The organism is Agrobacterium pusense (assembly GCF_013285525.1).
Classification (GTDB): Bacteria; Pseudomonadota; Alphaproteobacteria; order Rhizobiales; family Rhizobiaceae; genus Agrobacterium; species Agrobacterium pusense.
Map to the genome: position 1 here is coordinate 2054652 of NZ_CP053857.1, position 20875 is coordinate 2075526.

The window sequence follows — 20875 nt, forward strand, 5'->3', positions numbered from 1 at the left end:
CAGGACAAGGAAATGGCCGGCAATCTCATCGAGCTCGCGCTTTCCAGACGGCACCTGCTGCTGGCGGGCGCGGCACTTTCCACGGCGATGGCCATACCATCGACAGCTTTTTCAAACTCCACCCCATCTCCCACCGAAGGAGCATTTCCAATGACTGAATCATTCGTAAAGACCAAGGACGGCGTCAATATCTATTTCAAGGACTGGGGCCCGAAGGATGCCCAACCGATCGTCTTCCATCATGGCTGGCCATTGTCATCCGACGACTGGGACGCGCAGATGCTGTTCTTTGTAGAGAACGGTTATCGCGTCGTGGCGCATGACCGCCGCGGCCACGGCCGGTCGGAGCAGGTGAGCGATGGGCACGACATGGATCATTACGCCGCCGATGCCTTTGCCGTCGTCGAACATCTCGATCTCAGAAATGCGGTTCATATCGGGCACTCAACAGGCGGTGGCGAAGTCGCCCGCTATGTCGCAAAATTCGGCGAGCCGCACGGCCGTGTCGCCAAGGCCGTGCTCGTCTCCGCTGTTCCGCCGCTGATGCTGAAGACGCATTCCAATCCCGGCGGCCTGCCGATCGAAGTCTTCGACAGTTTCCGCAAGGGCGTCGCCGATAATCGCGCCCAATTCTTCCTAGATGTCCCGACCGGCCCCTTCTACGGTTTCAATCGTCCGGACGCGAAGGTCTATCCCGGTGTTATCCAGAACTGGTGGCGTCAGGGCATGATGGGTAGCGCCAAGGCCCATTACGATGGCGTGAAGGCTTTCTCGGAAACCGATCAGACGGAAGACCTGAAGGCAATCTCGGTGCCCACGCTTGTCCTTCACGGCGATGACGATCAGGTCGTGCCGATTGCGGCCTCCGCCGAATTGTCGGTCAAGCTTCTGAAGAACGGGACGCTGAAGGTGTATAAAGGTTACCCGCATGGTATGCTCACCACCCATGCAGACGTTATCAATCCCGATCTGCTGGCTTTTGTGAAAGGCTGATCGCGTAAGGCGCCGCTGCCAGCGAAAGCGGGCGGCGGCCGGTTCCCGCGGAGAAGGAGATTTCGATGCCGTTCAGACCAGCTGATGAAACTCCTCTCCTTCGTGACGGGATCGCGAGCCTGCCGGAGATGGAGGATATCCAGCTTGAGCTTCCGCTCTCGTGCAGAACAGGGCGGGATATTGAGGGCGACGCCGGGCTGAAGCAGTCTCGGTCAAGTCCCAGCACCAAAGTGCCAGCCGTGTGCGTCGATCGCCACCGTTGACAGTCGTTTATTGTATCGCAAACCGGTGAAACTACATCCGGGTAACATTCCCGGCTTTTGACGAAAAACTCCAGACACAAGACTTGCCCATCGATTGGCACAACGTCGCTATCAAGTATGGAGAACCGTGATGTCCAACGAAGTCGTATCGCTCCTGGAGATCCGCAAGGTTTTAAATGAGTTTTGCGAAGATAATCGTCTTCCGATCGGCTGCGCCATGGCCGTCGATGCCGCAAGATACCTGATTGGAATTGCCTCAACCGATGAGGTCGAACGTTTAACCCTGCGACTGTCGCTGGATCAGTGGATGAAGGAACGGATTGCTGCTGCCGCCTGAAATGGCTCGGCTTGGTATAAAGCCGCCCCAAATCGGGGGCGGCTTCTTTGCGTTATAGAAAGACCAGACGCAATAGGTGGTGAAGCGCGGGCTGATCCCGCGCTTGTCTGACGGGATTCAGCGCAGTTTTCGGAAAGCTCCCCGCAGCTCACGGGAGAAAATATCGGGCTGCTCCCAGGCTGCAAAATGCCCGCCGTGATCCACCTGATGATAATAGGCGAGTGACGGATAGGCCTGCCTGCTCCAGCTCTCGGGCGCCTGGTAGATCTCCTTGGGAAACACCGTGATACCGACGGGGATCTTAATGTCGCGGGTCTTCTGGGCGTCCGCGCTGAAGTTGTTGTTGTTGTTTTCCCAATAGAAGCGTGCGCCAGAGGCGCCGCTGTTGGTCAACCAGTATAAGGTGATATCGTTGAGCATCTCGTCCCTTGAAAGAACACTTTCGGGTTCACCATTGCTGTCGCTCCACTGCGCGAACTTCTCATAGATGAACGATGCGAGACCAATGGGAGAGTCCGAGAGAGAATATCCGATCGTCTGCGGTCGCGTGACCATCATCGCGCCGTAAGCAGCGTTTCTGCCGAAAAACGTCTGCAGAGCGTTGTAGGCATCTCGTTCGAGAGGCGAGAGATCTGCCGGCGCAGCGTCACCGCTGCTGATACCCCTCATCAGCGTTCCGGGAACTGTGGCCGGCATATTGAGGTGGATGCCAAGCAGACCCTTCGGAGCTTGGCGTGCGAGAGCATCGGAAATGACCGAGCCATGGTCGCCACCTTGGGAGACATAACGTGTGTAGCCCAAACGCTTCACTAGAACGTCCCAAGCGCGTGCAACACGATCCGGTCCCCAGCCGAGATCTGTTGGATGACCTGAAAAACCATAACCGGGTATCGACGGAATGATCACATCGAATGCGTCTTCGGCTTTGCCCCCATAAGCGGTCGGATCCGTCAGCGGGCCGATAACCTTCGTGAACTCGAAGATTGAACCCGGCCAGCCATGGGTAAGGATGACAGGCAGGGCATTGGGGTGGCGTGAGCGCACATGAATAAAGTGGATGTCTACACCGTCGATACTGGTGATAAACTGAGGCAATGCGTTGAGCTCGTTCTCGGCGTTTCGCCAGTCATAGGCGCTGCCCCAGTATCGAACGAGGTCCTGAACCCGCGAGAGCTGGATGCCCTGGGAGATATCCCCCACAGTCTCCCTGTCCGGCCAGCGTGCATTTTTGATTCTCGCCTTGAGGTCGTCAATCTGTGATTGGTCAATATGCACTTGGAACGGGTGAATGCTATCGTCTTCCCGGGCTGTCTGTGATTGGGATGGTTTGGCAGTTTCCGCTGCCAGGGCCGGGAAAAAGGCCATCAGTACGGCTATGGCAGACCCAAGCACCATCGCTGTGCCGCGCCCGGTTTCCGCCGGATGAAGTATGTAGGTCATATTTCTCTCCATATGATGAGTTTTTGCAATTATTCGCACCCGAGACTGGTAGATGTTGCTCGTGTCCCGGCTGCTAGGTTCGACCTGGTGTTGCGTCACCGAACGTCGGCTTTCAGACGGCTGACGCTGCGGCGTGCAGCAGACCGGAGCGCGCCGGTATCGGCTTGGAAAAAATTGGTGTCACGGAGTGAGAATGGCGCGCGGTTCGAGCATACCATCGAGGCCGAAGGCACCGATTTCCCTGCCAATGCCAGACTGTTTGAAACCGCCAAAGGGCGCGCGGGGATCATGAGGAGCGCCGTTGATGACGACACGGCCTGCCACCAACCTTTCGGCAATTTTTTCGGCGCGCCTGAGGTCGGATCCGAGCACATATGCCTGAAGTCCATAATCGCTGTCATTAGCGATCTCGATGGCCTCGTCTTCGTTGTCATAGGCAATAAGGCAGAGGACCGGGCCGAAGATCTCCTCGCGGGCGATGCGCATGTCGTTCCTGACCCCGGCAAAGATTGTTGGACGGGCGAACCAGCCCTTTTCCATTCCAGCCGGCCGCCCGGTGCCGCCCGTCAGCAGGGTCGCCCCTTCGTCGATGCCGAGTCGGATATAGGCCTGAATCCTCTCCCACTGCGCAGCGTTCGCGAGAGGTCCTATCCGAACCTCCGGATCGCGGGGGTTGCCGACCTTGAATTTCCCAGTCTCCATCCGGAGCTTCTCCGAAATCTCTGTAAGGCGGGACCGAGGGGCGATGATGCGGGTGCCCGCGACGCAGGCCTGACCGCTGTTTGCAAAACCTGACATCAGGGCAACAGGGATCGCCGTTTCGAGGTTGGCGTCCGGAAGGATGATTGTGGGCGCCTTTCCTCCGAGCTCAAGAACCAATCTTTTCATGCCGTCGATCGCGGAGCGCTGAATTATTTTTGCGGCCTGAGTGGAGCCGGTGAAACTGACGGTCGCAACGTCGGGATTCTGCGTCAGCGCCGCACCGACCACGGGCCCCGTGCCGTTAATGACATTGAAGACCCCCGCCGGAAGGCCGGCCCGGTGCAGCCTCCTCAGGAATAAATCCGTCTGAAATGCGCTCTGTTCTGCCGGTTTGATGACGAGGGACGAACCGGAGCCGATCGCGTGGGCAACCTTGGTGGCGATAAATCCGAAATTGCTATTCCAAGGTGTGATAGCGGCAAGAACGCCGCGGGGCAGCATCCTGACCGTGCTTTTGCCCACAACACGGTCAAAGTCGTAGTTCCTAACGGTCTCGGCCATCACATCAAAAACTGAAGCGGCGTTCTGAACAGAGAACGCCGTAAAATAAGCGGGTGCGCCGTATTCTTCGGTCATGGCTTGCGCAAGCTCATCCGGCCTCTCGGCGACCACATCGCGCAAGCTGCGCAGCATATCGATACGCTGCATCTTGGTCGAGGCCGCCATGGCCGGAAAAGCGCGTTTTGCAGCTGCCACCGCCGCCCTTGCATCATGGGTGTTGCCGAGACGGACCTCGCCGATTTTTTCTTCGGTTGCCGGATTGAAAAGGTCCAGCCGCTCATCGCCGACCGGGATGACAAATTCACCGTCGACGTAGATCTGTTCTATTGTTCGCATTGATCTGGCCTCATTGAAGGTCGGAAGTTCGGTTCGATGGTCGCAGCGTAACGCGGCGAACTGCCCCCAAAGGAACTTCCGTAAGTGGATTGGAGGGGCACGCGGAGGTGAAAGTGTGAAGCGGCTGCGACATGCGCCGAGCCGCTCCCAGGGTCACATCGCTGAAAGCGCGCCCAGAAGTCCCGCAAGCGGCGAAGGCTCGTCTGAACTTGCGTCATAGACACAGGACACCGCGAATATTGCCGAGAGCACGAGGGCGATGACGAGCCAACGCGGGCGGAAAAGCGGTTTATGCGAGTTTGAGTGTGACATCGATGTTTCCCCTCGTTGCCTTGGAGTACGGGCAGATCTGGTGCGCATCCTCGACGATCGCCTGCGCCGTGGCACGATCGATGCCCGGCATGCTGACGGACAGGCGGGCCTGCAGGAAGAACTCGCCACCCGTCGTGCCGAGGTCAACCTCAGCATCGACGGCGGTGTCAGCCGGAAGGCGAAGCTGGCGCCTGGCCGCTGCCTTTGTCATTGCGCCGATGAAACATGCCGACCAGCCTGCCGCAAAAAGCTGTTCGGGATTGGTTCCCGGCTTGCCGCTGCCCGGAGGCGAGAGTTTGATGGAAAGCGCGCCGTCGTCGCTTTGCGCCGATCCGTCACGGCCGCCGGTCGTGCGGGTCTTGCCCGTATAAAGAACAATCTCGATTCTGGTCATGGGAGGCTCCTTTGATTGCCGCTGCCGCGGCGTTTTGCGATAGGAGCTTTGTGAGGGATCAGCGTATCGGCCATGTTTCCGGAAAACGCGAAACTGTATCGAAACGTATCGGCGCGTTACGAGGTGCTCGGCCTGCCTTCGTGTGAGGGAAAAGAAACCTCGGCCGCCAGCCCGCCACCCTGCCTGTTATAGAGGCGTACCGCGCCGCCGATCGTTCCGGCAAGCTGCTGCGCAATCGCAAGCCCGAGGCCCGTTCCGCCCGTGTCGCGATTTCTCGATGTTTCAATCCGGAAGAATGGCTGCATGGCGTTGTGCAGCATCTCGTCGGGAATGCCCGGTCCTTTGTCGAGCACCGTGATGACAACGGCGCCTTCAGCATGCCGATCCACTTTTATTTCGGCACTGCCAGCAAATTTGAGGGCGTTATCTATGAAATTCGTGAGTATCCGTCGCAATGCGTGCGGTTTTGTAGACGCCGTGCCGCGCACAATGCCTGAAACCGTGACCGCCTTTCCGGTATCCTGATAGTCGTAGGCGATGCTGTCGATGAAGGATGCCAGATCGATGCGAGAGGACTTCTCGCCGTTGCCGTGGGCGCTGCGCGCATAAGCGATCCCGTCCTGCACCAGACGTTCGATTTCACGCAGGTCACTGACCAGCTTTTCCTTTTCCGGCGTATCATCAGCCATATCGGCCCGCAGCCGCATTCGAGTGATGGGCGTCTGCAGGTCGTGTGAAATCGCCGCGAGGATTTGCACGCGTTCTTCAAGATATTGTGCGACGCGATCGCGCATGGCGTTGAATGCACGAGCCGCGTGGGCAACTTCGCTCGGGCCGCTCTCACTCATCGGCAACCCCTTCTCCCCCGGATCGAGCGCTTCCGCCGCGGCTGCCAGCGCGCTGAGGGGTCTGGTCGTCTGCCGCACGGCAAACCAGGTGCAGAGGAGGAGAAGCGCCATTTGTGCGGCGAAGACGTAGGGCAGCCATTCGGCGATGGGCATGACACCCCGTGGTGTTACGTCAATTGTCAGGGGCGAGCCGTCCGACAGCGTCAGATGAGCCTGAAGCCTCTTGCCGTCGCCGGGAATGGATTCCACCCTGACCGGAAACCGGTGCCCGGCGGCCTCTTCGATCCTCTGCGCGATTTCTGCCCCGCGCCCGGACATGTCGGCGACGCCGGGAAGGCCCGGACCGAGTATGAGCTGGTAGTTGCTGCGGCCGAGGCGGTTCACCCATCCCGCCCGCTCTTCCGCAGGCAGGCGGTCTATGATGGCGATGGATACCGCAAGGTCCTGCTCCAGTGTCCCGAGCATGACTGCTTTGGCAGACATATACCGTTCGGCAAAGAGGATGCTGAACGACAACCCGTAGGCAATGGCAAGCCCGGCAAGCAGGATGAGAAAGAGTCTGGACCGCAACGAGCGTGGCCACCAGCCGGCAATCAGATGCCGGCCTTTCATGCCCTTGGCTCCGAAATCTCCACCGGAACGGAAAAGACATAACCTTCCGCACGCACCGTCTTGATGTAGGTGGGTTCCCGCGCATCATCTCCCAGCCGCTGACGCACGCGGCTTACAAGAAGATCGATCGATCTGTCGAAGATTTCGGCATCGCGCCCCTGTGTGAGGTTCAGCAACTGGTCGCGGTTGAGGACGCGCTGGGGATGATCGATGAACACCCTGAGAAGCCGGTATTCAGCGCCGCTCAGTGCCACGGTCGTACCGTCCCTGTCCAGCAGATGGCGGCCCACCGTGTCAAGACGCCAGTCGCCAAAGGTCAGGAGCTGCCCCGCTTCGCTGATTTGCAGATTGGGCGGCAACATCCGGGTGCGGCGCAGGATTGCCTTGATCCGTGCGAGAAGCTCCCGGGCGGCGAAGGGCTTCGACAGATAATCGTCGGCGCCCATTTCGAGCCCGATGATCCGGTCCATCTCGTCATCGCGGGCAGTCAGCATTAGAACCGGCGTGGCCTTGTGCTTTCCGGCCCGCAACTCACGGCAGAGAACCAGACCGTCATCGCCCGGCATCATCACGTCGAGCACGATCAGATCGACGGTATTGCCGTCAAGAAAACTTCTCATCTGCCGTCCGTCGGCAGCCACCGTTGTTCGCAAGCCGTTCTTCTTCAGGTAGCTGGAAACCAGCTCCCGGATTTCCCTGTCGTCGTCCACGACGAGAATGTGATCGATATGTTCCATTGGATGCCTTCATCGTGCGGACGTTTCAGTGGCCCGCTACTGCATTGCCCGCTGCCAACAGCAGTAAGACAACGGTTCGCGGGCTTCGGCAAGCCTAAAGCTTTGCGACGTCGAGAACGGCCTTGGCGAATGCCTCGGGCGCTTCCTGCGGCAGGTTGTGCCCTATGCCGCCGCTGATATTGCGATGCTGGTACTTGCCCGAAAACCTTGATGCGTAAGTGGAGGGGTCCGGATGCGGTGCGCCATTGGCGTCACCTTCCAGCGTGATCGTCGGGATCGTGATGAGGGGAAGTTTCGCAAGCCGGCGCTCGTAGTCGTCATATTTGGCTTCGCCTTCGGCAAGTGCCAGCCGCCAGCGGTAATTATGGATGGTGATCGCCACGTGGTCGGGATTGTCAAACGCGGAAGCGGAACGATTGAAGGTTTCGTCGGTGAATTTCCAGGTCGGGGAGGCCGTTTGCCAGATCAGGCGAACGAAGTCGCGGGTATTCGCGGCGTAACCCGCACGGCCGCGTTCCGTCGCGAAGTAGAACTGATACCACCAGGAAAGTTCCGCCCTGGGCGGAAGTGGCTTTTTGTTGATTTCCTGACTGCCGATCAGATAGCCGCTGACCGACACGAGGCCGGTGCAGCGCTCGGGCCAGAGTGCCGCCATGATATCGGCCGTGCGAGCGCCCCAGTCATAGCCCGCCACGACGGCCTGTCTCACGCCAAGGGCATCGAGAAAGGCGATCATGTCAACCGCGAGTGCTGCCTGCTGCCCGTTGCGTGCCGTTTCATCAGAAAGAAAACGTGTGGTGCCGTATCCGCGCAGATAGGGAATAAGCACGCGATATCCTGCCGAAGCGAGGATGGGCGCAACGTCAACATAGCTGTAGATGTCATAAGGCCATCCGTGCAGCAGCAGAGCGACCGGGCCCTCCTCGGGCCCGGCTTCGGCGTAACCGACATCGAGTACACCCGCTTTGACCTGCTTCAGGGGCCCAAAGGACGTTTTTTCGCCTGTTGGTGCTGACGGGGTAGCTGAAGGCGCCTCGCCTTTGGCCTGGGCCAGGCCCGCCGCGCCGAACTCTACGGCGGCAACAGTCATTGCGGCAATGCCGAAGAACCGGCGGCGCTGGAAATTGATCTCGGAATTCATTCTCGTCTCTCCTGTCCTTTTTGGATGACAGGCAGTTAACGCTGTACGTGTATCCCCGATGTGTCCCGGGCGAACCTGATGTGAATGGTTTTGTAGCAGCGAGCCTTCTATATACAGACTGATACATTCAGCTTGCCCTCTGAATGCAGATCAGCCGCTCCCGATGTCAGGAGCGGCTGTGGTGGCGTTCCACCAGATCCGTGTTTATTTCGCGGACCGCCGGGCAGCCTCTGTGATGACGTCTGCGACCTCTTCGGGCTTGGATGCGAAGACTGCGTGGCTCCCGGCGATCTCGGTCACCGCGCTGCCGGCGCGCTTTGCCATGTCACGCTCGAGATCGGGGTTGATCGACCTGTCCTGCGTCGCGATGATCGACCAGCTTTTCTTTGTTTTCCAGGCTGGTTCGCCCGACTTGGCTGCGAAGGCTGCCTTGGCGGCGAAGACCTGGCTTTTGGCCATGAAGGCAGCCTCGTCGCGGGGCAGGTCGGCGGCGAAATCCTGCGCAAAGACCGCCGGATCCAAATAGAGGAAGGCGCCATCCTTCGTCTGCTTTATGCCGCTTCCGGCGGGTGGTTTTGCTGTGGCGAGGTCAAGAAGGCTCTCTCCCTTTTCCGGCTGGAAGGCGGCGACATACACCAGCCCCGCCACATCGGGCCGATTGCCAGCTTCCGAAATCACCATGCCGCTGTAGCTGTGTCCGACCAGCAGGCTGGGGCCCTGCTGGAGATCGAGCACGCGGTTTGTTGCTGCCACATCATCGGCAAGCGAGGTGATGGGTTCCTGGACGATGGTGACGTTGAAACCACGGCTTTCGAGGATGTCCGTTGCCTTGCGCCAGGCAGAACCATCTGCAAGCGCCCCGTGGACGATGACGATATTCTTTACCTCCGCTGCCTGTGCGGCAAACGCAATCAGCGCGGTTGCAAAGGCGAGCGCGAATCTTGGCATGAGACGATGATGCATCGTGTTATTCCTTTCATGTGGCCGGATAAAAACGGGTCAACCGAAGGTGAAGGCGTAGGCCTGCACACCGGGGTCGAGGAAGCGGATGGTGAAGGTTTTTGCTGTCACGGTGCCGGACTGGCGAACGAGCTGGTAAAGGCGGGTTGATGTGACGACGCCATTGCCATTGGCATCCGTATCGGCGCCATGATCAGGACCCGGCGGATGGCCATCCACGGTCACCTGGAAACGGACCGGCTTTCCGGAATCAATCGGACCCAGCACCAGATGCAGGTCACGGGCGCTGAAGCGGTAGGTGATACCGCCTTTGGCCGCATCAAGGGTGGCCGCTTCCGCGCCAACCGTCCATTCGCCGGAGAGCCCCCATTCATTGAGGGCAGGCGCCGTGACCGAATAGTCTTGGGGCGCGTCTGCACGTATTGTCTCGTTCGATGCAAAGCTTCGCGCCTGACGGTAGCCTACATAGGTTTCGCCGGAGAGCATGTGGCTCATGTCCGCGCCGGCTTCAGCCCCCTTTGTCTCAGGCGTCACAGTCTCGGTGGCGGATGCGCCGGTGCTGCCCGCCTCGCGCAGCAGATCCTGAATCGCCTCTTCGGTCTCCCTGTAGTCTCCCTCACCGAAATGGTGGTAACGGATCTGGCCTTTGGCATCGATCAGGTAATGCGCTGGCCAGTAGCTGTTATCGAAGGCGCGCCAGATCCTGTAATCATTGTCGATTGCTACCGGATACTCGATCTTGAAGCCGGCGACGGCCTGTCTGACATTGTCGATCTTCTTTTCGAAGGCAAATTCGGGCGCGTGCACGCCAATGACGACGAGACCCTGATCCCTGTACTTCTCCGCCCAGGCACGCACATAAGGAAGGGTGCGGATGCAGTTGATGCAGGAATAGGTCCAGAAGTCGATGAGCACGACCTTGCCGCGCAAGTCTTCACGGGCGAGCGGCGGGGAGTTCAGCCATTCGACAGCACCATCGAGGGACGGCGCGGGGCCTTCAACCGGCAGTGCCGGGCGCATGGTGGCAGCGTCACCGTCCGGCGCTGTGGCTGCGGATTTCTTCGCTACTTCGACCTTCTGTTCGGGCCCTCTGGCGGCGTCGAGACGATCAAGAACGTGCTGTTCGAACGATGTCGTGCTGGCATAGGAAATCTGCGATAGAAAACCGGTGTCCAGTCCAAGGGCGATGGCGGCAACGCCTGCCAGCACCGCTGCCCCGGTTGCCCGGCGAACACGCTCGCTGAAACCGAGGGAACGCTTCATCGCCGCAAACACCCTGCCTCCGATGAGGACGGCGACGGCAAGCGATGTCGCAGCACCGGCGGCATAGGCGGAAAGCAGCAGGCTGGTTTCCAGATTGGCGCCCTTCAGGGCCGCACCGGTCAGCACGATCCCGAGGATTGGGCCGGCGCAGGGCGCCCACAGGAGCCCGGTGGCGATGCCGAGCAGCAGGGAGCCAGTGACCGTCGGGGCGGCATCGGGCTTGCCGGCGGCATTGGCAAGTCGGTTGCCGAATTCAACGACCGGATGGGACAGGACAGAGGCGAACTTCGGTGACATCAGCCCAATTCCGAAAAGGGAGAGCATTGAAAGGGCGGCGAGCCGGCCATATTCGTTGGCGTTGATCGCCCAGCTGCCGCCGATGGCAGCGAGCGTCGCAACGGCGGCAAAGGTGATCGACATTCCGGCGAGCAGCGGCAGCGTGCTGCGCAGGAACGGTTGGCCGGCCCGCGCGAAGACGAAGGGAAGAATAGGCAGGATGCAGGGGCTGAGAATTGTCAGCACGCCCCCGAGATAGGCAACGACCAGAAGCGTCATTATCTTTTCCTTTCAGCTGGGATTAGGGGCACCGGGCGGCGAAGGTGAGCCGGTAATGGCGCCACCTTCCCGGCGTCGCGTATCTCTGATGTGTCGGTGTGTGGGTGATTTTGTATGGGAGTGTAGGCGAGCGGACGGACCGTCGACCATGAAGGGTAACGGCGGCGTGGCCCTTTGCTCGTCAGGGCGCGTATCGTGTGAAAACGAAATCGTGGTCCTTGACGTTGCCGACATGACACGAAAGGCAAGTCTCGTGCTGTGCGGTATCGACCGGTTTGCCGTTGACGAAGCGCCCGAAGCCCCAGCCATGGCTGTCAGGATATTTCCTGGAGTCCTTGACCATCACCTGCACGGTGGTTGCCGCGCCCGGCACCGTGGCTGGTGGAAATTCCGCGGATTGCTGCCGCTTGTAGGCAAGCTTCACCAGTATCGAGCCATCAGGGAAGGGCAGGGTTCCGCTCTTGTAAGCGTTCACGGCGATGTCGTTTGCCAGAACGGCACGAAGCTCATCGAGCGGCGGCGCTTCCTGTGCGGGAGCGATGAAGCGCCAGTCTCGATATCCCTCGGGAAGCGTAACGCCATAGAGGGGTGAGGCGTTTTCCGGCGGGCTGTCCGCAAGGCTTGAATAAGCGGCTCCGAAACCTGCTGCCGCAACTGCAAGAGTGACGGCAAAGAAAATCTGGTTCTTCATGACAAATCCTGCCTGATCCGAAAACGATCAGACGATGATCTGCGCGGCAGGTATCCGGCATGTTTCCTGAAACCGGGATTTATGTATCAGATCGTAGCAGCGATTGTGCCGGCGAGGGAAGCGCCGGCACACACATATCAATCGGCGCGCTGTAGCAGCGCGAGCGCGACGGTGGATGTCGCGAGGATCGCGGTCAGAGCCAGCGGCGCGGTGGCGCCGTAGGAATCGACGATATAGCCGCCGAACACTGCACCGATGCTGATGGCCACCTGGAAAGACACGACCATCAGGCTGCCTGCCGCCTCCAGCGCATCCGGCGCGCCCCGGGAAAGGTTGGTCGGCAGCACGACAGGCGCCATGCCGAAGGCAAGGCCCCAAAGGGCGACGAGAGCAAATGCGGCACCGGTATGGACGCCCCAAAGAACCAGGGAAATCGTTGCAAATGCCATCAGCGCGGCGGTGACGATGAGTGCGAGACGGATACTGGCATCAGCCATCCGGCCACCCGCGACGTTGCCAATCACCGAGGCGACGCCAAATCCAAGCAGTGCGAGAGCAATCGGCGTTGTACCGAGGAGCGTCACCTGCTCGAGGAAGGGACGGACATAGACCGATCCGGCGAAATGTCCCGTCATGAGCAGGAGGATCGCGAGCATGGCCAGCTGAACGCTACGCCGCCGCGTCAGCCGGAAAACATCGGAAAGGCTGTTACTGGTGCTTGCAGGCAGCGACGGCAGGCTGAGGATTTGCAGCAGCATGGCAATGACGGCAAGCCCTGCCGTCATCGACATTGCCGTGCGCCATCCCAGCCAGTCGCTGATAAGGGCTCCCATCGAAGGCGCGGCGATTGTGGCGAGCGAAACGCCGAGGGTAACGATAGCCATGCCGCGCCCGGTCGCATTTGCGCCGACAAGCCTTGCCACGACGGCAACCGAAAGCGCCCAGAACCCGCTGAGAGCAATCCCGAGCCCGGCCCGGCCCAGCAACAGAAGCCAGAAATCGGTTGCAAAGGAAGCAAGAAGGTTTGAGCCGATCGCCAGTGCACTCAGACCGACAAGCACGGTCTTGCGGTTCAGCCTGCCGATGAGGACGTTGCTCAACAGCGCCGTCACTGCGCCGACGGATGCCGTGGCCGTGACGACCTGTCCGGCGGTCCCTTCGGTGATACCGAGGTCACGCGCCATCGGCGTCAACAGTCCCGCCGGCAGGAACTCGGCCGATACCAGCGCAAAGCTGGTGGCCGCCATCGAAAGGACCGCGAACCATGTGGCGGCTGTCCACGCGGGTTGCTCCTCGATGTCGAGGGACATTGTTGTCCCGTCAAACTCTGATGTGGTGTCGGTCATGGTATCTCTCCTTGAGTTGGGAGAGTTTTAAAGGAATTTTGCTGGATGATATGTATCTAAAAGTCCGAATTTCATGCCTATTTGTCCAAATTTGTGCGGCGCACAACGCAGGCGCGTGCGTTGACGCAGGGATGTGTCCGGGGGTCGTGCGCCTTTCTGCCCGCGGGAAATCTTTGCCGGCGGGCAACCTTTCAAACCGCCATCCGTTTAGCCGTCCATGACCGATGCTGACGCAAATTCGAAACGAGCCGATGGCACCGGCAAGAATGGTGCAGGGAAAGTACATGTCGAGAATGCAGCCGATGAGCCGCTGCCGCCGGAGGAAATCGAACCTGCTGAGGGCCTGACGCCCGAGGAAGCCGAGAAGGCCCGCAAAAAATATCTGCTGAAACGCTTCTGGATCAGCGCGCGCGGCTTCTGGAGCCGCCGTGGCGACGGGCTGGCATGGCCGTTCTCCATCGGCCTGTTGGTGATGATCGGCATCAATGTCGCTTTCCAATACGGTGTCAACGTCTGGAATCGTGGCATCTTCGACGCGATTGAAAAACGGGATGCGTCCACGGTCTATTTTCTCGCTTCCATATTCCCGCCGCTGGTTCTGGGCAGCGTCCTGATCGTAACATCGCAGGTCTATGTCAGGATGCGGATCCAGCGGCGCTGGCGCTCCTGGTTGACGAAGGTGCTGGTCTCCCGGTGGATTGCAAATGGCCGCTATTACCAGCTTAACCTGATTGACGGCGACCATCAAAATCCGGAGGCGAGGCTGTCGGAGGACATGAGGATCGCCACTGAAGCGCCGGTGGATTTCGTCGCAGGGGTCATTGCCGCCTTCGTATCGGCATCCACCTTCATCGTCGTCCTGTGGACGATCGGCGGCGCGCTGACGTTGCCGATCGGCGGCGTTTGGATAACGATACCCGGCTTTCTGGTGGTGGCAGCGGTAATTTACGCGCTTATAACCTCAAGCTCGATTGCGTGGATCGGCCGGAACTTCGTCAAAGTCTCGGAAGTCAAGAACCAGCTCGAGGCGGAATTCCGCTATACGCTGACCCGTGTGAGGGAAAATGGCGAGAGCATTGCGCTGCTGGGTGGCGAAGAAGAAGAGCGAAGCGATCTCGACAGCAGGTTCCGCAATGTCCGGCATCAGTGGAAACGAATGGCGCAGCAATATATGCGTACCACCGTCGTGTCGCATGGATCGATGCTGATTGCGCCCGTCGTTCCGGTCCTGCTGTGCGCGCCGAAGTTCCTCGACGGAAGCATGTCGCTGGGCCAGGTCATGCAGGCGGCATCGGCTTTCACCATCGTTCAGTCCGCCTTCGGCTGGCTGGTCGATAACTATCCCCGGCTGGCGGACTGGAATGCCTGCGCAAGGCGTGTCGCATCGCTGATGATGTCGCTTGACGGCCTCGAGCGGGCCGAACAGAGCGATACGCTCGGCCGGATCGTGCGCGGTGAAACGGAGGGTGAGACGATGCTGAGCCTCAAGGATGTATCCGTTTCGCTGGGCGATGGTACTGCTGTCGTTAAGGAAACCGATGTCGAAATCGGACCCGGCGAGCGGGTGCTCGTCGCAGGTGAATCCGGATCCGGAAAAAGCACGCTCGTGCGGGCAATCGCCGGCCTGTGGCCATGGGGCGGCGGCAGCGTCAGTTTTCGTGCCGGTAGCCGGCTGTTCATGTTGCCGCAGCGGCCATATATTCCGTCCGGAACGCTTCGTCGGGCGGTCTGTTATCCGCAGGCAGCGGAGAGCTGGACTGCCGACGAGATCGGCGCAGCTCTCGACAAGGTCGGTCTCGGCCACCTCAAGGACAAGGTGGAAGAAGAGGCGCCGTGGGACCAGACGCTCTCCGGTGGTGAAAAACAGCGTCTCACCTTTGCCCGCCTGCTGCTGAACGATCCCGATATCATCGTCATGGATGAAGCGACCGCCGCCCTGGATGAAAAAAGCCAGGACAGGATGATGCAGACGGTCATCGACGAATTACCAGATGCTACGATCATCAGCGTGGCACATCGCGCTGAGCTGGAGGCCTTCCACAGCCGCAAGATTACGCTGGAACGCCGGGAAGGTGGCGCGAAGCTGGTCAGCGATATCCACCTCATTCCGAGGAAGGCCCGGTCCGGCTCGTTGCTCCGCCGCATGGTCAAACGCAGGTGACGAAAGTCGCGCAGCACCTCCACCCCCTGATATAATGCGAATGAGTATCGCTCTTTCGGTGCTTCTATGTTTTCCACGTCACCCGTATGAACGGTGGACGGTCAATCGGTGACGTCGTAATCTGGCCGCCAGATGAGGCAACGACATACTCTCGGGAGGAAACAATGCCTATCTTCATGGACCGGCATGAGCTCGCCGGAGTTTCTGCGGCCGATATTGCCGCCGCGCATCTTAAGGATATCGACATTCAGGACCGGTATGGCGTCAGGTTTTTAACCTACTGGTTCGATGAAAGGCGCGGTACCGCCTTCTGCCTCATGGATGCGCCGGATGCTGAAACCGCGCAATGCGTGCACCGCGAAGCGCACGGTTTCGTCGCCAGCGAAGTTGTGGAAGTCGCTCTGTCGGCTGTGGAGGCGTTTCTCGGGCGAATACAGGACCCGACGCCGCTCGAGCCTGCCCCCAAACACATGGATGCTGGCCACCGTGCGATACTTTTCACTGACATCGTCGGTTCAACCGAAATGACCGCTCGCCTGGGCGATCGTATGGCAGCTGAACTCGTCCGCGCGCATGATGCGCTCGTGCGTGGCTGTCTGGTAAGACGGTCAGGACGGGAGGTAAAGCACACCGGGGACGGCATAATGGCAGTGTTCTCCTCCACGCCATTTGCAGTCGACTGTGCAATCGATATTCAGCGCGCCTTCCATCGCTACAACAGCGACAGGGGCGAACCCATTCACATCCGCATCGGGCTGGATTGTGGTGAGCCGGTTGAAGACAGCAATGATTTCTTCGGCACGACCGTTCAACTGGCTGCAAGGCTTTGTGCTGCCGCCCATAGCGATCAGATCCTGATATCGGACAAGACCCTGCAGGAATATGGCAGCGTCGATGTCCCCGTATATGGCCATCGATACAGGCTTAAAGGCTTCGCCAAGCCGGTCCTAGCCTATCGTTGCGAGTGGTTGCATTGATTATGGTGTTCTTCAGGGCTGATCCTGACGCGGCACTACCGTTGCGATGCTTTCCTTGGCTTCCTGCTGCTTATAGGTGCTGGTTTCCTTAAGTTGGAAAGCATCCAGCCAGTCACGCCTTCGCAGAAATTGCGCCGAGCTCTTCAAGATCGAGATCATGCTCAAGCTCCCTTAGAGTTTCATCGTCGATCTTTCCTTCGCGTCGCAGACGAATAAGTTCCTTTCTGCCGGCGGCGACAGCCTGAAGAACGACATCGAAGTGGGCATGAAGAAGTGGCGAATATTTCTCGGTACTTTCGGCGTATCTGACACTTGCTGCCAGCCGGTGTTCGTATCTCTTCAGGAGTTGGGGATGGATGAGTTCCCCACTTTCGTCGTAGGCAAGCCCCTGAACGGCTGCGAGCTGGACCTGCGCCATGGCGGCTTCAGCCTCACTCATCGTCATCGGTGCGCGCTCCGGTTCGATATTGCCAAGCCCCGCCCAGGCGATAATCCACCCAAGCGTCGTTCCCTGTATGAGAACGGTTCCCACGATAACCGCGAATGCCATGACCAGAATGAAGTCACGTCCGGGAAAATCCTCCGGCAGGCTGAGCGCAAGTGCCAGCGTCACGACGCCGCGCATGCCTGCCCAGCCGAGCGCCGTCACCCCTCCTGCTCCGAGGGGCGTCGAGCGAGCGACCTTGACCCCGTGAAAAAACCTGATGACCAGATCCGATGTGAATATCCACACGAACCGCGCGATGACGAGCGAAACGAGGATTGCGGCCGCGGGGAGTGCCATCGAACCAACCAGTGAGCCAAAGCCGCCGCCACGTTCAACGACGTCCCGCAGCGATAGTCCTATCAGGATGAAAACCATAGCCTCCATCAGGAAAACAAGGACGTTCCAGAATGAGGTGCCGCGCATTCGCGTCGCCGCAGAAAAGACGGTGTGCTGATGCCATGACGCTATCAGCCCGGCCGTTACGGTGGCGATTACACCGGACGCATGGATCTGTTCCGCCAAAAGATAGGCGATCCATGACAAGATTGCGGTGGCGGCAATGATGAGGTACTCGTCGCCAAGGTGCCGGACGAGCTTTACCCATGCGAAGCCAACGACCACGCCGGTTGCGGCGCCTCCAAGGGCCAGAAAAATGAAGGTGCCGATCGCGTCGGTGGTGCTGAATGTACTTCCGGCCGCAGCCGCTACAGCAAAACGAAAGAGCACGAGCCCGCTGGCGTCGTTGAGAAGGCTCTCACCTTCAAGAAGGATTTGCAGACGCCTCGGAATCTTAACCCTTTCCAGCACGGCACGGGCTGACACGGCGTCCGGAGGTGAGACGATGGCGCCAAGGGCTGCGCAGGCCGCCCATGGCAGAGACGGCATCAGGAGGTGGACAACGACCGCGATGACGATTGTCGTGAACAGCACTGCACCGATCGCGAGAGATGCAATTCCGAAGACGTGTCGTTTCAGGCGATCGACGGCGATCGACCACGCTCCGTCGAGAAGCAGTGGCGGTAGAAAGATAACAAGAACCAGTTCCGGATTGACAGCGATCGTGGGCAAGCCGGGAAGGAACGCCAGCGTTCCCCCGCCCACCAGTAGCGCTACCGATGGCGGCAGGCCCATGCGATGTGCGATGTAGTGCAGCACGATGATGGCGAGAAACATCGCGATCACGAGTTCGAAGAGATGCGTACCGTCCATATGCGCCCCCAATCCGCGTCGGACTCACATCAAATGACGAGATTTGCGAAAAAGCAACGCAGTCATTTTTGCTGGTTTGACTGAGTTCCGGCAATTATCACCGGTTCTTTAGGCAGCGCCGCACATCAAAATGATCTACAACCCAAAACGCAAGCACATCAGGAATGGGATGCCGCCACCCGTGGAGTTCGAGAAGCGGTGGAATATCCAAGCCGAGGGCGGCCCAAGACTTGGGCTAATAAACGAGGAACGAACCTTATGATGACGATAAAACGTATTGTGCTGGCAAGCCGACCCTTGGCAGAACCATCGCATGAAAATTTCCGCCTTGAGGATGCCGAGCTGCGCGAAGCAGCCGAGGGCGATGTCACGGTCCGCGTTCTCTATCTTTCGCTCGACCCTTACATGCGTGGGCGTATGAGCGATGCCAAATCGTACGCGGCGCCTGTACCCATCGACGGTATCATGGAAGGCGAGACGATCTGCGAGGTGGTGAAGTCACGGCACAACGGTTTTGCGCCCGGCGACATCGTGCGCGGGCGGACCGGTTGGTGTACGGGGGCGGTCATCAATGGGGACTTGCTACGAAAGGTCGAGACGCACGGCGCGCCGGTCACGACCGCGATCGGCGTCCTTGGCATGCCGGGATTTACTGCATGGAGTGGTCTGAAGTTCATTGGCAAACCGAAGCAGGGTGAGACGGTTGCTGTCGCTGCAGCCTCTGGCCCCGTTGGTTCCATGGTCGGACAGCTTGCAAAGCTTTACGGGGCGAGGGCAGTCGGTATAGCCGGTGGGCCCGACAAATGTGCATTCGTGAAGGATGAACTTGGCTTCGACAGCGTGGTTGATCATCGCTCGGAGAATTTTGTCAGCGATCTGAACGCGGCCTCTCCAAACGGGATTGATGTCTATTTCGAGAATGTCGGAGGACGCGTCTGGGATGCGGTACTGCCTCTTCTAAACCAGTTCGGGCGTGTTCCCGTCTGCGGCCTCGTTTCTCAATATAACGGTGCAAACTCGTCGCAGACAGACCGTCTTCCGGCAACGATGTCGGCGATCCTGAGACAGAGCCTTCTCGTTCGAGGTTTCATCCAGACTGAATTTGCGGCCGATCATTTCAATGACTTTCTCGCGGAGATTGGCCCAAGGGTCGCTAGCGGCGAGATCAGGTACCGCGAGGATGTCGTCGATGGATTGGAGAATGCTCCTGACGCCTTCATCGGCATGCTGAAAGGCAAGAATTTCGGCAAGCTTATCGTCAAAATCGGTGGCGTCGTCTCATGAGCCGCCATGACGTAAGAAATATCGCGGTTTTGGATGATTACCAGAATGTGGCGATCACCAGCGCCGACTGGTCGCCATTGAAAGACTGTGCCGAAATCACGATCTTCAATGACCACATCGCGGACGAAGAACGCCTGGTTGATCGTCTCTTGCCGTTCGATGCTGTCTGCGTCATGCGCGAACGGACGCCGCTGCCGCGACGTGTTCTCAAGCGCCTGCCGAACCTGCGGTTCATCGCAACGACTGGAGGGCGCAACGCCTCAATCGACCTTGCCGCGGCCCGTGATCTTGGCATCGTTGTTTCGGCGACGGGTGCGAACGGATCGGGCGCCCCGGAGCTGACTTGGGCACTCATCCTTGCGGCGGCACGCCATATTTCCACAGAAATTGCCTCGTTTCGGAGTGGTGGCTGGCAAACCACGGTCGGGCGCGACCTTTCGGGCAGCACGCTGGGTGTCATCGGTCTGGGCAGGATCGGCCGCCAGATCGCAAAGGTCGGGCTTGCTTTCGGTATGGACGTGATCGCCTGGAGCCAGAATCTGACCGATGAGGCGGCAGAAGCTGCCGGTGTGCGACGGGTTGAAAAAGAGACGCTTCTTCGCGAGTCCGACTGGGTGACGTTGCATCTTGTTCTGTCGGAGCGAACGAAGGGCGTAATCGGTCAGGAGCAGCTGGCTTTGATGAAGCCAACAGCCTGGCTCGTGAATACGTCACGAGGTCCGCTTGTCGATGAAGGAGCTTTGATCGCTGCCCTGGAAACCAAGAGGATCGCAGGTCTTGCAGTGGACGTGTTTGATCATGAGCCTTTGCCCAGTAATCATCCGCTTCGGACTTTTGGCAATGTGATCGCGACGCCTCATATCGGGTTTGTTACCGAAAACTCATATCGGATTTTCTATCGAGATACCGTGGACAATCTCGTCGCATGGCTGAACGGAACGCCACTGCGGGTTTTGTGAACTTCCGAGTTGACCCTTGGTTCCCGTCGCACCGCCTGGCGGCACCATCTGGCCTCGCCCAAATAATAATGCGGCCGAATGATCGGCCACATTCTGATGTCACAAAAGTATCAGCCCTTGATGAGGGCCAGCAGGTCGGCGATCGGAACGATCTGGTCGTCTTCACCGTGCAGAACAAGCGTCGGAACGGAGATTCTTCAGGTTCTCGGTCTGGTCGGTTTCCGAGAAGGCCTTGAAGGAACGGGAACTTTAGGTGCTGCTGGAGGTGCTGCGTGGCATGAGAATGCTCTACCAACTGCAAAAATCG

Annotated in this window: 17 protein-coding genes and 1 pseudogene; 6 read left to right on the top strand and 12 right to left on the bottom strand. The window is 59.2% G+C overall.

Features of this window, described 5'->3' with window-relative positions:
* Positions 1-12 precede the first annotated feature (12 nt).
* Positions 13-993 carry an alpha/beta fold hydrolase gene (locus tag HQN82_RS22990; protein WP_034497775.1) on the top strand — a complete coding sequence of 327 codons (981 nt, stop codon included), beginning with the start codon at positions 13-15 and terminating at the stop codon, positions 991-993.
* A gap of 393 nt (positions 994-1386) precedes the next feature.
* Complete coding sequence (locus tag HQN82_RS22995; RefSeq protein WP_034497773.1) at positions 1387-1593, top strand: hypothetical protein; 207 nt, start codon at positions 1387-1389, stop codon at positions 1591-1593.
* Between the two features lie 117 nt (positions 1594-1710).
* Here the strand turns inward: HQN82_RS22995 and HQN82_RS23000 are convergent, their stop codons facing one another.
* The 10 genes from HQN82_RS23000 to HQN82_RS23045 form a co-directional block, all read right to left on the bottom strand.
* Positions 1711-3033 (bottom strand): epoxide hydrolase family protein, encoded by a 1323-nt coding sequence (locus tag HQN82_RS23000; RefSeq protein WP_173615979.1) that lies wholly within the window; start codon positions 3031-3033, stop codon positions 1711-1713.
* 180 nt (positions 3034-3213) lie between these two features.
* On the bottom strand, positions 3214-4632 hold the full coding sequence (locus HQN82_RS23005; protein WP_034497768.1) for an aldehyde dehydrogenase family protein: 1419 nt from the start codon (positions 4630-4632) through the stop codon (positions 3214-3216).
* Between the two features lie 289 nt (positions 4633-4921).
* Complete coding sequence (locus HQN82_RS23010; protein WP_108081350.1) at positions 4922-5338, bottom strand: organic hydroperoxide resistance protein; 417 nt, start codon at positions 5336-5338, stop codon at positions 4922-4924.
* Positions 5339-5454: 116 nt separating this feature from the next.
* Positions 5455-6798, bottom strand: coding sequence for an ATP-binding protein (locus tag HQN82_RS23015; protein WP_034497764.1), 1344 nt, complete (start codon positions 6796-6798; stop codon positions 5455-5457).
* Complete coding sequence (locus tag HQN82_RS23020; RefSeq protein ID WP_022563954.1) at positions 6795-7535, bottom strand: response regulator; 741 nt, start codon at positions 7533-7535, stop codon at positions 6795-6797. The genes HQN82_RS23015 and HQN82_RS23020 overlap by 4 nt, the downstream gene beginning before the upstream one ends.
* Before the next feature lie 94 nt (positions 7536-7629).
* Positions 7630-8676: an alpha/beta fold hydrolase gene (locus HQN82_RS23025; protein ID WP_022563955.1), complete on the bottom strand. Its 1047-nt coding sequence runs from the start codon at positions 8674-8676 to the stop codon at positions 7630-7632.
* A gap of 204 nt (positions 8677-8880) precedes the next feature.
* Complete coding sequence (locus tag HQN82_RS23030) at positions 8881-9639, bottom strand: alpha/beta fold hydrolase (RefSeq protein WP_022563956.1); 759 nt, start codon at positions 9637-9639, stop codon at positions 8881-8883.
* Between the two features lie 36 nt (positions 9640-9675).
* Positions 9676-11454 (bottom strand): cytochrome c biogenesis protein DipZ, encoded by a 1779-nt coding sequence (locus tag HQN82_RS23035; RefSeq protein WP_022563957.1) that lies wholly within the window; start codon positions 11452-11454, stop codon positions 9676-9678.
* Positions 11455-11635: 181 nt separating this feature from the next.
* Positions 11636-12145 carry a cytochrome P460 family protein gene (locus HQN82_RS23040; protein ID WP_022563958.1) on the bottom strand — a complete coding sequence of 170 codons (510 nt, stop codon included), beginning with the start codon at positions 12143-12145 and terminating at the stop codon, positions 11636-11638.
* Positions 12146-12282: 137 nt separating this feature from the next.
* Entirely contained in the window at positions 12283-13491 is a 1209-nt protein-coding gene (locus HQN82_RS23045) for an MFS transporter (RefSeq protein ID WP_034497759.1), read from the bottom strand.
* Positions 13492-13708: 217 nt separating this feature from the next.
* Between HQN82_RS23045 and HQN82_RS23050 the strand changes: the two genes are divergently transcribed.
* On the top strand, positions 13709-15652 hold the full coding sequence (locus tag HQN82_RS23050; protein WP_022563960.1) for an ABC transporter ATP-binding protein/permease: 1944 nt from the start codon (positions 13709-13711) through the stop codon (positions 15650-15652).
* 164 nt (positions 15653-15816) lie between these two features.
* Positions 15817-16629, top strand: a complete 813-nt coding sequence (locus HQN82_RS23055) for a nickel-binding protein (protein ID WP_173615980.1) — start codon at positions 15817-15819, stop codon at positions 16627-16629.
* Between the two features lie 112 nt (positions 16630-16741).
* Here HQN82_RS23055 and HQN82_RS23060 read toward each other — a convergent pair whose 3' ends face one another.
* On the bottom strand, positions 16742-18325 hold the full coding sequence (locus HQN82_RS23060; RefSeq protein WP_022563962.1) for a Na+/H+ antiporter: 1584 nt from the start codon (positions 18323-18325) through the stop codon (positions 16742-16744).
* A gap of 258 nt (positions 18326-18583) precedes the next feature.
* On the opposite strand from HQN82_RS23060, the gene HQN82_RS23065 reads away from it, so the two are divergent.
* Entirely contained in the window at positions 18584-19609 is a 1026-nt protein-coding gene (locus HQN82_RS23065; RefSeq protein WP_022563963.1) for an NADP-dependent oxidoreductase, read from the top strand.
* Positions 19606-20568: a D-2-hydroxyacid dehydrogenase family protein gene (locus HQN82_RS23070; protein WP_022563964.1), complete on the top strand. Its 963-nt coding sequence runs from the start codon at positions 19606-19608 to the stop codon at positions 20566-20568. Before HQN82_RS23065 ends, HQN82_RS23070 begins: the two co-directional genes overlap by 4 nt.
* Positions 20569-20702: 134 nt before the next feature.
* Here HQN82_RS23070 and HQN82_RS23075 read toward each other — a convergent pair.
* Positions 20703-20802: pseudogene (locus tag HQN82_RS23075) on the bottom strand (alpha/beta fold hydrolase); the annotation flags it as partial.
* Between the last annotated feature and the right edge of the window lie 73 nt (positions 20803-20875).

Excerpts from the sequence above, each read along its gene's own strand:
- HQN82_RS23065 (WP_022563963.1), top strand. The coding sequence starts at position 18,584 with ATGATGACGATAAAACGTATTGTGCTGGCAAGCCGACCCTTGGCAGAA.
- HQN82_RS23020 (WP_022563954.1), bottom strand. The coding sequence starts at position 7,535 with ATGGAACATATCGATCACATTCTCGTCGTGGACGACGACAGGGAAATC.
- HQN82_RS23040 (WP_022563958.1), bottom strand. The coding sequence starts at position 12,145 with ATGAAGAACCAGATTTTCTTTGCCGTCACTCTTGCAGTTGCGGCAGCA.
- HQN82_RS23015 (WP_034497764.1), bottom strand. The coding sequence starts at position 6,798 with ATGAAAGGCCGGCATCTGATTGCCGGCTGGTGGCCACGCTCGTTGCGG.
- HQN82_RS23060 (WP_022563962.1), bottom strand. The coding sequence starts at position 18,325 with ATGGACGGTACGCATCTCTTCGAACTCGTGATCGCGATGTTTCTCGCC.
- HQN82_RS22990 (WP_034497775.1), top strand. The coding sequence starts at position 13 with ATGGCCGGCAATCTCATCGAGCTCGCGCTTTCCAGACGGCACCTGCTG.
- HQN82_RS23000 (WP_173615979.1), bottom strand. The coding sequence starts at position 3,033 with ATGACCTACATACTTCATCCGGCGGAAACCGGGCGCGGCACAGCGATG.
- HQN82_RS23035 (WP_022563957.1), bottom strand. The coding sequence starts at position 11,454 with ATGACGCTTCTGGTCGTTGCCTATCTCGGGGGCGTGCTGACAATTCTC.
- HQN82_RS23055 (WP_173615980.1), top strand. The coding sequence starts at position 15,817 with ATGCCTATCTTCATGGACCGGCATGAGCTCGCCGGAGTTTCTGCGGCC.
- HQN82_RS23010 (WP_108081350.1), bottom strand. The coding sequence starts at position 5,338 with ATGACCAGAATCGAGATTGTTCTTTATACGGGCAAGACCCGCACGACC.
- HQN82_RS23045 (WP_034497759.1), bottom strand. The coding sequence starts at position 13,491 with ATGACCGACACCACATCAGAGTTTGACGGGACAACAATGTCCCTCGAC.
- HQN82_RS23025 (WP_022563955.1), bottom strand. The coding sequence starts at position 8,676 with ATGAATTCCGAGATCAATTTCCAGCGCCGCCGGTTCTTCGGCATTGCC.
- HQN82_RS23005 (WP_034497768.1), bottom strand. The coding sequence starts at position 4,632 with ATGCGAACAATAGAACAGATCTACGTCGACGGTGAATTTGTCATCCCG.
- HQN82_RS22995 (WP_034497773.1), top strand. The coding sequence starts at position 1,387 with ATGTCCAACGAAGTCGTATCGCTCCTGGAGATCCGCAAGGTTTTAAAT.
- HQN82_RS23070 (WP_022563964.1), top strand. The coding sequence starts at position 19,606 with ATGAGCCGCCATGACGTAAGAAATATCGCGGTTTTGGATGATTACCAG.
- HQN82_RS23030 (WP_022563956.1), bottom strand. The coding sequence starts at position 9,639 with ATGCATCATCGTCTCATGCCAAGATTCGCGCTCGCCTTTGCAACCGCG.
- HQN82_RS23050 (WP_022563960.1), top strand. The coding sequence starts at position 13,709 with ATGACCGATGCTGACGCAAATTCGAAACGAGCCGATGGCACCGGCAAG.